The organism is Arthrobacter psychrochitiniphilus (genome assembly GCF_003185915.1).
GTDB classification, from domain to species: domain Bacteria; phylum Actinomycetota; class Actinomycetes; order Actinomycetales; family Micrococcaceae; genus Specibacter; species Specibacter psychrochitiniphilus.
The window spans coordinates 262,803-277,582 of record NZ_QHLZ01000001.1; the positions used below are offsets into that span (position 1 = coordinate 262,803).

13 protein-coding genes are annotated in these 14,780 nt (G+C 60.0%); 4 read left to right on the forward strand and 9 right to left on the reverse strand.

Annotated elements, in window-relative coordinates; all coding sequences use genetic code 11:
* Positions 1–144 precede the first annotated feature (144 nt).
* Genes CVS29_RS01160 through CVS29_RS01170 form a run of 3 tightly spaced genes read right to left on the reverse strand, consistent with a single transcriptional unit; the run spans position 145 to position 2,810 of the window.
* Positions 145–1,224 carry an adenylate/guanylate cyclase domain-containing protein gene (locus tag CVS29_RS01160; protein WP_110104495.1) on the reverse strand — a complete coding sequence of 360 codons (1,080 nt, stop codon included), beginning with the start codon at positions 1,222–1,224 and terminating at the stop codon, positions 145–147.
* Positions 1,208–1,807, reverse strand: a complete 600-nt coding sequence (locus CVS29_RS01165; protein ID WP_170120857.1) for a PH domain-containing protein — start codon at positions 1,805–1,807, stop codon at positions 1,208–1,210. Before CVS29_RS01165 ends, CVS29_RS01160 begins: the two co-directional genes overlap by 17 nt.
* Positions 1,800–2,810, reverse strand: a complete 1,011-nt coding sequence (locus CVS29_RS01170) for a biotin--[acetyl-CoA-carboxylase] ligase (protein WP_110104497.1) — start codon at positions 2,808–2,810, stop codon at positions 1,800–1,802. The genes CVS29_RS01165 and CVS29_RS01170 overlap by 8 nt, the downstream gene beginning before the upstream one ends.
* A 226-nt stretch (positions 2,811–3,036) precedes the next feature.
* On the opposite strand from CVS29_RS01170, the gene CVS29_RS01175 reads away from it, so the two are divergent.
* The 4 genes from CVS29_RS01175 to CVS29_RS01190 all read left to right on the forward strand — a co-directional run bounded on the left by CVS29_RS01175 (position 3,037) and on the right by CVS29_RS01190 (position 7,109).
* The gene (locus CVS29_RS01175; RefSeq protein ID WP_110104498.1) at positions 3,037–4,215 is read left to right on the forward strand and encodes a DUF222 domain-containing protein; all 1,179 of its coding nucleotides are present in this window, start codon (positions 3,037–3,039) and stop codon (positions 4,213–4,215) included.
* Between the two features lie 138 nt (positions 4,216–4,353).
* A complete protein-coding gene (locus CVS29_RS01180; RefSeq protein ID WP_110104499.1) occupies positions 4,354–5,124 on the forward strand; it encodes an HNH endonuclease signature motif containing protein in 771 nt (256 codons plus the stop codon).
* 168 nt (positions 5,125–5,292) lie between these two features.
* The gene (locus CVS29_RS01185; RefSeq protein WP_110104500.1) at positions 5,293–6,876 is read left to right on the forward strand and encodes an acyl-CoA carboxylase subunit beta; all 1,584 of its coding nucleotides are present in this window, start codon (positions 5,293–5,295) and stop codon (positions 6,874–6,876) included.
* Positions 6,873–7,109 (forward strand): acyl-CoA carboxylase subunit epsilon, encoded by a 237-nt coding sequence (locus CVS29_RS01190; protein WP_110104501.1) that lies wholly within the window; start codon positions 6,873–6,875, stop codon positions 7,107–7,109. The genes CVS29_RS01185 and CVS29_RS01190 overlap by 4 nt, the downstream gene beginning before the upstream one ends.
* Here the strand turns inward: CVS29_RS01190 and CVS29_RS01195 are convergent, their stop codons facing one another.
* From CVS29_RS01195 to CVS29_RS01220, 6 genes are all read right to left on the reverse strand, one after another.
* A complete protein-coding gene (locus CVS29_RS01195) occupies positions 7,110–9,251 on the reverse strand; it encodes an FUSC family protein (protein ID WP_170120858.1) in 2,142 nt (713 codons plus the stop codon). It abuts the gene before it with no gap.
* Positions 9,252–9,508: 257 nt separating this feature from the next.
* The gene (locus tag CVS29_RS01200) at positions 9,509–10,705 is read right to left on the reverse strand and encodes a thiolase family protein (protein WP_245931999.1); all 1,197 of its coding nucleotides are present in this window, start codon (positions 10,703–10,705) and stop codon (positions 9,509–9,511) included.
* A 134-nt stretch (positions 10,706–10,839) separates the two neighbouring features.
* Positions 10,840–11,769: a cytochrome b/b6 domain-containing protein gene (locus CVS29_RS01205; protein ID WP_110104503.1), complete on the reverse strand. Its 930-nt coding sequence runs from the start codon at positions 11,767–11,769 to the stop codon at positions 10,840–10,842.
* Positions 11,766–12,740 (reverse strand): electron transfer flavoprotein subunit alpha/FixB family protein, encoded by a 975-nt coding sequence (locus CVS29_RS01210; protein WP_110104504.1) that lies wholly within the window; start codon positions 12,738–12,740, stop codon positions 11,766–11,768. The genes CVS29_RS01205 and CVS29_RS01210 overlap by 4 nt, the downstream gene beginning before the upstream one ends.
* A gap of 15 nt (positions 12,741–12,755) precedes the next feature.
* Positions 12,756–13,544 (reverse strand): electron transfer flavoprotein subunit beta/FixA family protein, encoded by a 789-nt coding sequence (locus tag CVS29_RS01215; RefSeq protein ID WP_110104505.1) that lies wholly within the window; start codon positions 13,542–13,544, stop codon positions 12,756–12,758.
* Positions 13,545–13,619: 75 nt separating this feature from the next.
* Entirely contained in the window at positions 13,620–14,777 is a 1,158-nt protein-coding gene (locus CVS29_RS01220) for an acyl-CoA dehydrogenase family protein (RefSeq protein ID WP_110104506.1), read from the reverse strand.
* Positions 14,778–14,780: the final 3 nt, after the last annotated feature.

Consider the following 14,780-nt stretch of genomic DNA (forward strand, 5'->3'; position numbering starts at 1 on the left):
TGCTGCCCCTCTGCAGTGGGGAATGGGGTACAACCATTTTTGCGGCCCAAAGTGCCCACAAAATGCCACTGTTAGACTACCGGATTCTTCCAGTTGATTGGCATACCCGCAGAAATTGCTTTACTAGTCCACTACCAGACCTTTTTAGTCCACTACCAAGCCTTGGCCTTTGCCCCGTCCCAGCAATACAGGGGCAATCTCGCCAAAGCCGCGCACGTTTTCAACCGGCAGCTGGGTCAGCACAAAGCGGTCGTCATTAGTTAGTGCCGAGGCTGTCACTGAGTCAATGAGCACTGTCCCAGGTTCGGCCAAGGAGGTCAGCCGGGCGGCCAGGTTAACGGTGGGTCCGTAAATATCACCCAAGCGGGAGAGCACCCGTCCCCAGACCATGGCCACACGGGCTTCGGGCAGGAAGTCATCCGCTGCCATGGCTTCTGCCAGTGACAAGGAAATCTGGGCACCGGCCACCGGTGTTTCACAGTTAAAGAGGACTTCATCACCGATGGTTTTGACCAAGCGGCCACCGCCCACGCTGATAATCTCGGCGCAAACATTTTCAAAGCGCTGGACCAGGCGTGCCAGGGTCTTTTCATTCATGCGCCGTGACAGGGAGGTGTAGCTGACCAGATCTGCGAAGCCCACGGCGCGTGCCAGGGGCAGCGGCGCGTCGTCCTCATCGCCGTCGCGCCCCAATTCACTGGACGCGAGGCCTTCTTCAGCGCGCACCGCTAGGCGCTGGACGCCAGCGTTGAGCTGGCGCCGGTAGGAATAAATCAACAGTTCTTCAAGGGGCGCAATGAGATTGGGGAGCTCGGAAACCACCGCGCGCCGAGCTTCGGCGTCACTAACACCATGTTCCACCACGAGGTCCTCCACGAGAGCCTCAATCTGCCAAACAGCCATCCTGTCAGTCATCTGACCGATGGAGCGGGTGACTGAAATGGCGGTTTCTTCTGTTAATAGCCCCTCACGGACCATGGTGACAACTATTTGCAGGGCTTCCTGGTCACGCGGAGTGAAGGCCATATCCTCGTCCCCAATGTTGGGGAAACCCATGGCACGCCATATTTTGCGTGCCGACAATAGTGAAACGCCAACTCCGGCGGCAACTTCACGGCGCCTGAGCGTCCGTTCGCCGCCCAAGAGTTGTGTTTCCAGTGCCTTGGTTTGATTGTGCGAGGCAGGCGGCAACAGCGGCTCGGGTGGATCAATGGTCTCTTCCAAGCTTGCGCTGCTCCTTTTCGCTCATCCCAACCACACCAGCGTAGTCCCGTTCCCGGGGTGTTTGCTGCATGGGCTCTCGGAACTCCGTAGCCCAAAATTGTTGGGCATCTTTAATAAATTCATTCCAGTGCGGAATTTCGGGTATAACCACTACGGTGTCGGGGTGCATGAGAAGTTCCAAGTCACCCGAACCGACCATTCTTTGGCGCCAATTCTGCACCGGACGCAGTTCCTTGATCTGGGTCAAGGCGCGTACTTGAAAACGCCTGCCCATGAGGCCTTTACGTACCAGCAGCCTTTGGTTGGTCAGAACATATTTTGTCCCAGTCCACCGCAGTACCCGCCGAAGCGGATAGAAAAGCCACACCAACACTACCAAAACCACCACACAAACCATCAGCGGCTCACGGAGCGGCTCAGCCCCTGGAGCCCATTCGGAGAAGGTGTGAGGTTGCAGCTTTTCCAAGGCCGCCGAACCCACCATGACGGCCATCAGGCCCACGGAGATGGGCCATAAAAGTATTCGTGAATGGGGACGGTTGGAGATGTGCACCTGCTCATGTTCCAGCAGTAACTTACGCATAGCCGATCGCACCATCGGATCCGGTACGGCGAAGGTGCAGCACGTCGCCAGCACTGACCGTGTGCTGCGTTCCTTGCTTATCCCGGAGCCGCAAACTGCCGTCAGCATTGACGTCAATGGCTGTGCCATAGAGCATGGTGCCGCCGGGCAGCTCGGCCCGCACTTGCTGTCCCAGCGTACTCATCAGAGACTTAGCAAGCGCCAGCGCACTGACTCCCCCCGCGAGAGGTAACTGGGCATCCCCACCAACAGCCGCAAACGCTTGGTACAGCGCCGCAAAATTGTTCAAGTACGCAGGAAGGAGCTTATTCCTATCAAGGCCCGGCGCCGGGACGCCCTCCACCAACAATGATGTGGCACGATCTGTTGGCAGATCCTCCTCGCGGGCACTGACGTTGACACCAACCCCAACCACGACGCCGGGCCCCACCGGGGTGAGTGCGGCCGCCGCAGTCCCCGGGACAGCCTGCGCAGCTGGGGTTCCCGGGACAACTTGGGCCAGGATTCCCGCCAGTTTCCGTGAGTTCACCACCACGTCATTGGGCCATTTCAGCGTGGCCAAGACACCTGTTTCTGTACGCAATGCCTGACACAACGCCACTGCGGCAAGGATCGAGAGCCAGCCATAACCTGTGGGCGCGAAGGAAGTTCCCGAACCGTTGCTTACGCACTGCTCCCCAGGCCATACCAGCACGCTAGAAATCATGGCAGTACCCGCTGGCGCCTCCCAGGTCCTCCCCAGACGCCCCTTGCCGGCCGGTTGAGCATTGGCGATCAGGACGCTGAGGTCAGGCCAAAATTGTTGCGTGTCAGCAGCATTCGCAGCCAAGTCAGTGTTGGTTGAGCCTGCGGATTCCACTACATCAACGCGGGCAAAGCCTCCCTGCGGGCTCAGAAGGGCAGCCTTGAGCTGGTTCCTGTCTAGAACAAAATCAGCTTGCGGCACATCCGTTTGGGGTCGCCCAGGACCATTCTGTTCAGGTGTTGTGGCTGTGCCAGTCATGGTTCCAATCTTAGTCAGGCCTCAAGGCTGATGCATCACTCCACAGGTGGAGAATGGCCATTTCCCACGGGTTTCCAGTCCGTTTCGGCAGTCAGTGGTCCGCTTTCCGGATCTCGACGGCCGTGGTGGCGGTGTTGTTTCCTCCACAGGGGTGTTGGTGATGTGGTGGTCCACGGATGTGCTTGGTCTCATGTTCTATGTCAGTGCCTGCTAATAGAATAGATGTATGGATACAGCAAGGGGGAACCCGGTCAATCCGGGATCCCTTTCAGGGGCTTTACGAGTTGGTGACCACGTTCATCAACTTCTCAACCTCGCCCACGCACTATCCACCACCACCGAGCCCACTGGTGCTAACACGGTGGGCGAGCCTGCTGCGCCCACTGCCTGTTCTAGCAGCGCTGGCCCTTCACAGGATCCTGGCCCTGTTCTGGGCCGGGAGGTCAGTGTGGGTCTGGATCTCGGGCTGTTCACTGATGTGGAATGTGTTCGGTGGGCTCAAGACCTTGAGCAACTCCTACGCTTTGGCCAAGCCCTAGCAGTACAAGCCGCTGGTGAACTCAACGAACGAGTCCATGCAGGGCGCTACGCAGAGACCGGAGCCCGAGGAGGCACCAACCTCTTAGTGCAATCTCTGCAACTAAGCACCTCCGAAGCGAACCGGCGCATCCGCCTGGCTAAAGAAGTCCTCCCCATCACCGACCCCATTACCGGTACCACAGCCCCTACCGCTTACACAGGCCTAGCAACAGCATTCTTCAACGGCTCCCTCTCTCAAGAACGTGCCCTTACCGTAGCCCATTACCTCGATGAAGCCTCCCGGCTGGCTAAAAACGCGCGTATCAGCACCGAAGAAGCCACCGAGGTTGAAGAAGCACTCGTCTCTACCGCCCAACTCCAAGGCCCCGATTTCATCCGTGCCGTAGGCAACCAGATCATGAGTCACCTAGACCCCGACGGCAATAAACCCAGCACCTCAGACCTCATCGCCAAACAAGGCCTGTTCTTCCGCCAACCCCGCCGCGGACTCGTCTCCCTCTACGGCGCTTGCACCATCGAACAATACGAACAACTCTTCGCCCTGATCAGCTTCGCCACCAACCCCAACAAACACACCAACCCCAACACCATCAACACCAACGACCCAGACCAAGAAGACGGCACCGACCAAGATGACGGCACAGACACCAGCGGCGGGACCGACACCACCCGGAACCAAGAATGTGCTGGGCAAAGCTCACTTCTAGAACAACTACGCGATCTCTCCGCCCAGTTCACCACCCCCAACCCACCAGAGCCAGAGCCACCCGAGCCACCGGAATTATCTGACCCGCCAACGCTGACGAAAACCACGGAACCAGAACCGGCCAGAGTCACACCACCACCTCTGAGTAACGGATGGTGACGCAAGCTAGAACCCGGGGAAATACCACCACGGCCACCACAAGCCCCCGAGAACGCCATCGCCCCCGTCTTCGACGGCGATACCTGGTTCTGGTTCGCCCCAGCCGCAACAGAGGATCCAGTACAAGCAGCGGACCCAGTGAATGCTGCGGACCCTGCGGATGCTGCGGACCCTGCGGATCCAGTGGATGCTGAGGAAACAGTGCCGTGGCCTCATCAGCTTTACGGCATCAACGTCCCAGCCCCGGGCAGCAATGAACCCTTCGAAGGGCTAGATTCCATCGACCCGAACAGCACCGACCCGGCCGTGAAAGACACCCGCACCTACGGACAAAAACTCCTCGCCGGACTCATCTCCTGCGTCAAACTCGCTGCCCGCACTGGAAAACTCCCCCTCAACGGCGGCCTGAAAACCCAACTCATCCTCAGCTGCACCGAAGCAGAACTCCGCAACAACACCGCCACCGGCACCGGCACTATCTACACCACCCATAGCGGCCCCATGCCGCTGAACCTCTTCGCACAAACCCTCTGTGACCCTGAGATCACCACCATCACCTACAGCACCGGCCAAAACATCATCAACCTAGGCCGCACCCAACGCCTTTTCACCCCCACCCAACGCAAAGCCCTCTACGCCCGCGATCTCGGCTGCACCTTCCCCGACTGCACCAGCCCCGCCACCTGGTGCGAAGCCCACCACATCACTCCCTGGCAAGACGGCGGCCCCACCAACCTCAACAACGCCACCCTCCTCTGCCAACACCACCACACCCTCCTCCACCACAGCCAATGGCAACTACAACTCATCAACGGCACACCCTGGTACACACCCCCCTTCACCATCGACCCCACCCAAACCAAACGCCGCAACAACTACCACCACGGCCTCCCAAAAAACACCAACTAGATCAAAAGACAACAACTGTTCCACAACGCCAGATTCTTTTCGGCCGACTTTGTAGGGTTCCTACACATGCAGGCGAAGATTTCGTTATTAGACTGTCAGTAGAGTTTGCCGTTTTGTGCAGTTCCTATGAAGGTCTGCAAGCATCCACACTATTGAGCCGGAGTATCAATGAGCCACGATCTATCGACAACAGCAGGCAAGATTGCCGATTTCCGTGACCGGATGACTCAGGCTGAAATGCCTTCCGGTTTAGCAGCCGTTGAGAAACAGCACGCCAAGGGGCGCAACACCGCCCGCGAGCGCATTGATCTGCTGGTTGATCCTGAATCCTTCGTAGAATTCGACGCCCTGGCCATCCACCGTTCCACAGCGTTCGGCATGGAGAAGAAGACGCCGTTGGGTGACGGCGTGGTCTCCGGTTACGGCACAGTGGACGGCCGCCTAGTGGCCATCTATAGCCAAGACTTCAGCGTCTACGGCGGCTCCTTGAGCAAGGTCAACGGCGAGAAGATCGTCAAGGTGCAGGAATTTGCCATACGTAACGGCTGCCCTGTGGTGGGCATCAATGACGGCGGCGGTGCCCGTATCCAGGAAGGCGTAGCCTCACTGGCAATGTTCGCGGACATCTTCCGCAATAACGTGCACGCATCAGGTGTTGTCCCTCAGATTTCCCTCATCATGGGCCCCTGTGCTGGCGGCGCGGCGTACTCCCCCGCCCTGACCGATTACGTGGTCATGGTGGATAAGACTTCGCATATGTTCATCACCGGACCCGATGTCATCAAGACCGTCACAGGTGAGGATGTGGATATGGAGACGCTTGGCGGGGCCCGCCAGCACAACGCCACCACGGGAACCTCCACCTACTTGGCTACGGATGAGGCTGACGCCATTGAGTTTGTCCGGGAGCTCCTTGACTTCCTGCCCTCCAACAACCTCGCCGAGGCGCCCGTCACGGAGCACGAGCAGGAGCTGGAACTCAACGACGACGATCTCGCTCTTGATGCTTTGATCCCCGATTCAGCAAACCAGCCGTACAGCATGCTCACGGTGATCGAATCGATTCTCGATGACGGTCACTTCCTTGAGATGCAGGCACTCTACGCACCCAACGTCATCATTGGATACGGCCGCATTGAGGGCCACACCGTGGGCATCGTCGCCAATCAGCCCATGCAATTCGCTGGCACTTTGGATATCAATGCCTCCGAGAAGGCAGCACGCTTTGTGCGCAACTGCGACGCCTTCAACATTCCGATCATCACGCTGGTGGACGTTCCCGGTTTCCTGCCTGGCAAGGACCAAGAATTCCAGGGCATCATCCGCCGCGGCGCCAAACTGCTCTATGCCTATGCCGAAGCGACTGTGCCGAAGCTGACAGTCATCACCCGCAAGGCCTACGGTGGAGCCTACATTGTGATGGGTTCAAAGAAGCTCGGCGCCGATTTGAACCTGGCTTGGCCCACTGCCCAGATTGGTGTCATGGGCGCCCAAGGTGCAGTGAACATCCTGTACCGTCGCGATCTCGCAGCAGTCGAGGCTGAGGGCGGCGATGTTGAAGCCCGCCGTGCGGAAATTGTCCGGAACTACGAAGACGAGTTGCTCAACCCTTACCAGGCCGCGGAGCTTGGTTACGTTGATGCTGTTATTGCACCCTCAGACACGCGTCTTCAGCTCATCAAGGGATTGCGCGCACTGCGTGATAAGCGGGCCAGCCTGCCGGCAAAGAAGCATGGGAACATCCCGCTGTGACGGCCGCTGATCAGAGTCCTGAGAGTAACCCGGTTCAGTTACCGTTGCTCAACGTGACCCGGGGTAACCCCACCGATGAAGAGCTGGCCGCGGTGACCGCCGTCGTCCTAGCCCTGCAATCCGGCAGCAGCGAGGACGCTCCGAACGAACCAAAACGTCAGTGGGCGCGCCTGGCACAATTGCATCTGCCCCCACGGCCTGGCGCAGGTTCTTGGCGTCGCTCCGTCCGCTAGCTAGTTCTTAGCGGTACGGGGCGAACCCTGCCCGCGCAGTATGTGCACCATGGTGTCCACCGAGTTGGCAATCCTGTCCGTTGCATCCATGATGGCTGGCTGAACAACTCCTGACTCCAAAGAAACCGGCGGCAGGATCTCAGCTAGCCGGGTATAGGAATCACGCATATTGACGGCCCCCCGGGGAGTTTTTCCGTCTCTGACGGCATCCTGACATGCCGTCAGAGTGGTGGCGGTGTCACTGACGAACGGCTCCAGCGGGGCCAGCAGTTTCTCCACCGGCCCCTTGGCCGCCGAGACGGAGAGCCGGGCTGCGTCTATCACCATGGCGGCCTGGATGAACAAGTGGCTCTGGACCAGTAAACCTTCGCCAACATATTGAGCTGAGAGCCCATCCACTGGCTCCGCCTGGGTCCGGTCCAGGGAAGTCTGCGCATTGGTCCGAGCCAACCTGGCGGCGATTCGGGCGGCGTCAATCTCTGACTTTTGGGCGGCCGGATCGCTCACCGCCACCAGATAACGCCCATAGCTGGCCAGTAGTTCGGCAAGCCGGGCTGGTAGGTAGCTGCGCTCCCACGCGGGCCACACCACGGTAGCCGCCACGGCCAAGGCGCCAGCTATGACGGTGTCCACCAAACGTGGCACTGCCACATCCCCGGCCGGAATGCCGGACAAATCCAGCAGCGCCACAAGATAGGCGGCCGTCCAAATAGCCATGAAAAACGCGTTGGGCAATCCGGAGACACGGACGCCGAAAACAAAGAGCACAACCAGCGCTATCAGCGCATAGTGGTTCTCCGTACCCACCAGAGAGGTGGCCACCGTGCCAATCCCCAGGCCAATGAGTGTTCCTGCCAGCCGGGCGCTGGTGCGCAGGAGAGTGCTGGCAAAGTCCGGACGCAGCAACAGCAATACCATCAGTGAGATCCAGTAGCCTCTGTCGGAACTGGGCAGCAGGCGGGATAAGCCATCCGTGGCCGATACAAGCACAGCAAGCCTGACAGCGTGCCTAAATACCACCGAGCTCGGATTCAGATTAGCCCGCAGCGTATCGAACGGGGCCTGCGCGGCTACACGTATCCCACCGATGCGCACTTTCTCTTCAACAATGCGCCCTTCTACCGCCCCCGGCGTGGTCATGCGTGCGCAGGCCCGCAACTGTCCGGCCAAGGCCCGGGCATGCAAGGAAGCAAACCTGCCAGTAGGCGAATCCGGGTGATCTCCAACAATTGTTTGGAGCACGTCCACAGCCTCGTCAACGCCCTCCATGACAGAGGAGTCAAAGACTTTTCCCTTATACAGGGACTCAGCCACAGCATCGAGCACGGTCCCAGCCGCTGCCAAGAGAGTATGCACGGCATTGGCCTGCGTAGTCCGGTCAACCCGTTCAAAACGTTCGAGACAATAGGCCAAGGCGATGACTTCGAGCCGGATCCGTTCAGCCTCGTCAACCAGGCCACGATAAGCCTGCATACTGGGGCCGTGGCCGTGCCCAAAACCGGTGATCGTGGCCCTGGCAGCGTCAAGTTTGGCTTCGGCTCCCGGCTTCATCATCTGGGGGTGCGGGGAGCGGGTGCGCTTCGCCAGAGCCTCATACACCGCGCCCAAGGCGGCTCTTTCCGGCGCGTGCCGGTGCACTGGCCAGCCGGCAATGGCCAAGAGGCTTTGCAGCAATCCGGCTGCAATCACCAGCGCCGCTATCCCAAGGGCACTAGATGCCGGCAACTGGAACCGGTTGAGCACAATGGCCACGGCTGTCCCGGCAATCCCGATTTGGGCCACTACGGGTCCCAGCGAAAGCAGCATGCCACTGACAAAGGCAAAAACAGCTATCAGCAACACCGAGAGCAGCCAGGAATGCGAAGCCAGAACTGACAGTCCACCGCCAATGCCAGCGGCCAGAGCGGTCATGCCCATGCGGGAAAGCCTGAGCCGGTAGCTTCCTGGCCTGTCAGCGAAAGCGGCAAACATGGCCCCGACTGCACCGAAAACGGCAATCGGGATACTTCCTATGGCCACCCCCACCACCAAGGGAATGGCGATCCCCAGGGCATTTCGGCCCGCAACTACGGGATCGGACTGGGAAAAGTCCAGCCGAAGCGATTTCTTGACGGTTGCCGTGACTGAGGAAGTGGCTAACACGTTCCCCAGTATGTCAGCCATCGGCCCCAGAAGAGATGATTTAGCTTGCTAAGCCTGATCGGAGCAATTTGGGTCAACTCGGAGCCACTGCGCACCGGCCTGCTGTGGCTGGGCCCCAGCAACCCGGCGCTCTCTAAGCCAAACACGACGCCGTCCCCCGAAAGTCATGCTCGAGCAACGGCGTCGTACTGGCAACTTCTGGCCCAGCCACAAGAAGACCAGCCGCAACAGACCAGCCAAAGACCGGCCCAGCGAGGCTAGGAAACTCTGCGGAACAAGGCTGCCAGTGCCTGTCCACCGCCAATGCACATGGTGACCACACCCAGTTCCAGATCACGCCGGACCAAGTCCTTGGCAACACGCAGGCTCAGCATGGCACCCGTGGCACCTACGGGGTGGCCCAGGGCAATAGCGCCACCGTAAGGGTTGGTCTTGGCAGGGTCCAAACCGGCATCGCGCATAACAGCAACTGCCTGCGCGGCAAAGGCCTCGTTGAGCTCGATCGTGTCAATATCAGCCGCAGTTGTTCCTGTCTGTGCGAACAATTTCTGCAGAGCCAAGGTGGGCGCATACCCCATCAAGGATGGATCCAGGGCGGCCGTGGTGACGGCTTCCAGAGTGACTAATCCCTGGAGTCCGCGCTCCAGTGCGGCACCGGCACGGGCCAGCACCACCGCTGCGCCGCCATCATTGATTCCTGAGGCATTGCCAGCGGTGACAGTCCCACCTTTTTCAAAGGCTGGACGGAGCCCGGCGAGTGTCTCCAAGGTGGTGTTTGGCTTGGGATGCTCATCCAAGGTGACCGTGTGCGGCCTGCGTCCGCCCACCTCCACAGGAGTGATCTCCTCGGCAAAGGCGGCTTGTGCTGCTGGTGTTGCCGCCCGACGCTGGGATTCAAGGGCAAATTCGTCCTGATCCTCACGGGACACGCCATACTTGCGGGCCACGTTTTCCGCTGTGACACCCATGTGGATGTTACTGAACGGGTCAGTCAACATGGCAACGGTCCCATCCACAAGTGTGCGGTCCCCCAGCCGGTTACCGGCCCTGGCAGCGAAATCGTAGAACGGCATGCGTGTCATGGACTCGTTGCCACCGGCCAGGGTGAAGTCTGTTCCGGACCACTGCATTTGCATGGCTGCTGACCAGATAGCCTGCAGCCCGCTGCCACACAACCGGTTCACTGTGTACGCCGGGGTGCGCTCCGGAAGGCCAGCTGCCAGCGCCACGCGGCGTGCGTTGTACGCATCGGCCCCCACCTGCCCGATGCAGCCCATCACCACCTCGGAAATATCTTCCCCTGATATGCCCGAACGCAGAATAGCCGCCCGGGCTGCGGCGGCACCGAGCTCATGGGCTGGCACATCCTTGAGAACCCCACCAAAACTACCAATGGGGGTCCGTGCGCCCTCGAGGATGACAATTTTCTCGGCATTCATCGCTGCTGCGTTCATTGCGTGTGTCCTTCGTGTAGAAGTTTCATTATGGTGGTGCGCCCGCGGCAAGCGGGCGGTGGGCTGCCCGCCCGAGGGCTGCGCCTGCGGCAAGCGGGCGGCGGGCTGCCCACCGCGGGCCCGCGGTGGGCCTGCTAGCGGCTAACTTTGCCAGTGAGGGAGGCTATGGGCCGCAGAAACAACGGCCGCGCCATGAACCAGGCAGCCACCATAACGGCAAGGGAGCCCGCAAAGATGCCTGCGCCGAGCCAACTGCCGTCATTTCGCCCTGCGTACATATGGTTCAAGTTGTGCAATGCCCCGGTGGTCAGCACCAAGGTCACATGCACAGCCACGAATGCTACAAAGTAAAGCATCACGGGTAGGTGCAGTGCCCGGGCCGCCTCAATGGGGAAGGCCTTATTTAGCCGGACGGTATTCTTTGGCCAGGCCGGGGACATCCTCAGCCCGGAGATCAATGCCAAGGGCGCAGCCACAAACACTGTCAGAAAGTACGCCAGCACCTGAAGCGCGTTGTAGTTGACCCAGCCGGATTCCAGCGGCCAGTTGAACGACGCGTATTGCAGCATGGCCGAGGCCGCGTTCGGGACAATATCCCAGCTGGTGGGCACAATCCGCATCCACTGATTCGTGGCAAACAGCAACACCATGAACACAATCCCGTTCAACACCCACAGCGCATCCAAACTCAGATGGAACCACAGGTCAAGGCTGATCTTTTTCGGCGCCCCCTTGGTTTTGATCAGTCCCTTGTTATTGCGCGTCCAATAGGCGCCGGGCCGCGTAGTGGTGCGCACCTGCCACCCGGTGCGCACAATGAGCAGCAGGAAGAACCCGTTCAGGAAGTGCTGCCACCCCAGCCAGGGCGGCAACCCCACAGGCGCACCCGCTGGCAGCGCCGAATGCCCGGTGTACTGAATCAGGAAGTCTTGCACCCCCTCAGTGCCGCGGAGCCATTTCGCCCCGAGCACCATCAAAACCAGAAGTACAGCGGCGGCACTTGCCGTGAGTGCCAGCCGCACCTTTTTCTTTACTCGGGAGGGCTTGTTCTGCAGCGCCGTCATGCGCCTGAGCGTGCTTCCAGCGCGGAGATCAGTTGAGGCACCACGGTAAAGACGTCGCCCACAATGCCAAAGTCTGCAACCTCAAAGATCGGTGCATCAGCATCTGAATTCACGGCCACAATGGTTTTGGCTGTTTGCATACCGGCCCGGTGTTGGATGGCCCCGGAAATACACAGGGCAATATACAACTGCGGTGAAACGCTCACACCGGTCTGGCCCACCTGCGCCGACTGTTGGACATAGCCGGCATCCACTGCCGCACGGGAAGCTCCCACGGCAGCGCCCAACGCATCGGCGAGTTGGCCTACCAAGGCAAAGTTCTCGGAGGAGCCCAGCCCGCGTCCGCCAGCCACTACCCGGGCCGCGCCGCGCAGTTCAGGACGGTCACTGGCTGTGGTGGCTGCTGTGCTTGAGAGGATTGTCACTGACGGTCCCTGGGCAGGATCTAGCGAAATGGTAGTCACGGTAGGGGTGGCGGCCGGGGCCTTGTCCTCAATGGCGCCCTGACGGACGGTGAGAACCGCAGCACCGCCGCTCACGGTGGCTTCCACCGTGTAGTCACCGCCCAGGACGGAGTGCGTGCCAATGATTGAATCACCCTCAACACGGACATCAACAACGTCCGCCAATAATCCTGCACCGGTGCGGGCCGCGAACCGGGCGGCCGCATCGCGCCCGGCCACGGAGTTAGCGGCCACAATGGCCACCGGGTTCAGGGCCTGAGCCGCTGCCGTGAGTGCGGCAAGATCCGCGGCCACCACAAGCTGGCCAACGTTCGGCGATTCAGCCAGGAATACCGTCTCAGCACCCCAGGCACCGAGCTGTTCTGCCAGTTTGGCGCCGCTGCCGGGAGCTACGGCTAGAACAGCCACGGGTGTACCAATCTTGGCTGCGGCTCCGAGCAGACCTGCGGTAGTAGTGCCCAATGCGCCGGTTTCAGTGGTTTCAATAAGTGTCAAGACATTTCTCATGATGGTCCTTATGTCCTAGATCAAACGGCTGGAGCGCAGGAACGCCGCCAATTCGGTGCCGGCATTTCCTTCATCAACAACAATTCGGCCAGCAGTCCGGGCTGGGGTGCGCACCGTGCTGATCACAATGCTGGAAGCCGCTGTTCCGGTAGAAGGCAGTGAGCCCAAGTCGGCAAGGCCCAGCTCAGCAAGACCCAGCACTGACAGAGGTTTGCGCTTGGCGGTGATGATGCCCTTGAAACTGGGGAACCGGGCTTCGCCACAGCGTTCGGTCACCGAGACCATGACCGGGAAGGGTGCGCTGAGCCGCACTGAACCTGTTTCGGTGCCGCGCTCCCCTATTACTTCTTGGCCGGAAATTTCTACGGTGTCTACAGCACTCATCAGTGGCAGCGACAAACGCTCGGCAATCATGGCTGGCACAACACCGCCGCGACCATCCGTTGACTCGTTGCCTGCCAACACCAGATCCGCGCCGGTGTGGCGCAGGGCGGCGGCGAGCACTTCCGCCGTCCGTCCCGCATCCGCACCGGCCAGGCTGGCATCACACACGTGAAGAGCATAGTCGGCACCCATGGAGAGGGCTTTACGCAAGCCCTTAGTCAGGGTGTCCGGGCCCATTGAGATAACAACCACCTCGGTACCTTTGTTGGCGTCCTTATACTTCAACCCCACTTCCAGGGCACGTTCGTTGATCTCATCCAACAAGTTCTCCCCTGAGCGGTCCAAGCTCCCCTGCACGGGGTCAAGGTTGCGCTGCTCCCCGGTGTCTGGAACCTGCTTCACCAACACTGCAATCTTCACGTTGTACTTCCTTCTCATCCCTGATGGGTGGACCTGTTGCGTGGGCCTGCTGGGTGAGGCCGTTGGCTGGTGATGCTAGAGGTTGCGGGAGATCACCAAGCGCATGATGTCCGAGGTGCCTTCCTCAATTTCCTCCAGCTTGACATCACGCATCCACTGCTCAACCGGGTACTCGCGGGAGTAGCCCCAACCACCGAGGGTCTGCACGGCCGCCCAGGTGACGAACATGGCGGTTTCGGAGGCCTGCAGTTTAGCCATGGCGGCCAGGCCATTGACGTCCTCACCGGCATCGAGCTGACGGGCTGCATGCAACGTCATCAACCATGACGATTCAATGCGGGTGGCCATATCTGCCAGACGGAACGCCACAGCCTGGTGTTCAATAATCGGCTTGCCGAACTGAGTGCGGGTCCGGGCGTAGTCCAGTGCGTATTCATACGCTGCACGGGCGGCGCCGCAGGACGCTGCTGCCAGGACAACACGGGATACATCGAAGGTCTTCATGAGGCCGTAGAAGCCCTGGCCTTCTTCGCCCAAGCGATCTTCTTCGGGAACAAAGACGTTGTCAAAGAACATTTCGCGGCACACAATGGCGCGCTGGCCCATCTTCTTCATCGGCTCCCCGAAGGAAATGCCGGGCGTGTCCTTCTTCATGAGGAACGCCGTGACACCCTTGGACCGCTCTGAGGGGTCAGTCTTGGCGAATACCACGTACTGATCTGCCAGGCCGGCGTTGGAGATCCACGCTTTCTGGCCGTTGATGGAGTAACCGCCTTGAACCTTGTCAGCGCGGGTCACCATGGAGGCGGAGTCAGAGCCGGAGCCCGGTTCCGTAGTGGCCAGAGCAGTAAACGGTGCATCAGGACCGGACAGGGGCGTGAGCCACTGCTTCTTCTGGTCCTCGCTGCCGAGCGCCAGGATGGGGTCAGCGAAGAAGCCGTTGGAGCAGACAAAGTTGCCAATGCCGGGATCTCCCCAGCACAGCTGTTCCTGAACCAGGCACTGGGTGAAAGCATCGGTGTAGCCGCCGCCGCCATATTCCTCCGGCATCATGAAATCGGTAATGCCCACCACTGCGGCTTTCTGGAAAATGTCCACGGGTGAGACGGTGTCCGCCTCATCCACTTCGCGGCCACGGGGACGGATCTCGTTGGTAGCAAAATCCTTGACCATTTCAACGATGGCGCGCTGCTCATCGTTCAACGGCCAGTATTCAACATTCTTCTTTGCCATGGT

Bases quoted from the DNA above. Each gene is read 5' to 3' on its own strand.
- CVS29_RS01165 (WP_170120857.1), bottom strand. From the start codon at position 1,807: ATGCGTAAGTTACTGCTGGAACATGAGCAGGTGCACATCTCCAACCGT.
- CVS29_RS01170 (WP_110104497.1), bottom strand. From the start codon at position 2,810: ATGACTGGCACAGCCACAACACCTGAACAGAATGGTCCTGGGCGACCC.
- CVS29_RS01175 (WP_110104498.1), top strand. From the start codon at position 3,037: ATGGATACAGCAAGGGGGAACCCGGTCAATCCGGGATCCCTTTCAGGG.
- CVS29_RS01185 (WP_110104500.1), top strand. From the start codon at position 5,293: ATGAGCCACGATCTATCGACAACAGCAGGCAAGATTGCCGATTTCCGT.
- CVS29_RS01200 (WP_245931999.1), bottom strand. From the start codon at position 10,705: ATGAACGCAGCAGCGATGAATGCCGAGAAAATTGTCATCCTCGAGGGC.
- CVS29_RS01205 (WP_110104503.1), bottom strand. From the start codon at position 11,769: ATGACGGCGCTGCAGAACAAGCCCTCCCGAGTAAAGAAAAAGGTGCGG.
- CVS29_RS01210 (WP_110104504.1), bottom strand. From the start codon at position 12,740: ATGAGAAATGTCTTGACACTTATTGAAACCACTGAAACCGGCGCATTG.
- CVS29_RS01220 (WP_110104506.1), bottom strand. From the start codon at position 14,777: ATGGCAAAGAAGAATGTTGAATACTGGCCGTTGAACGATGAGCAGCGC.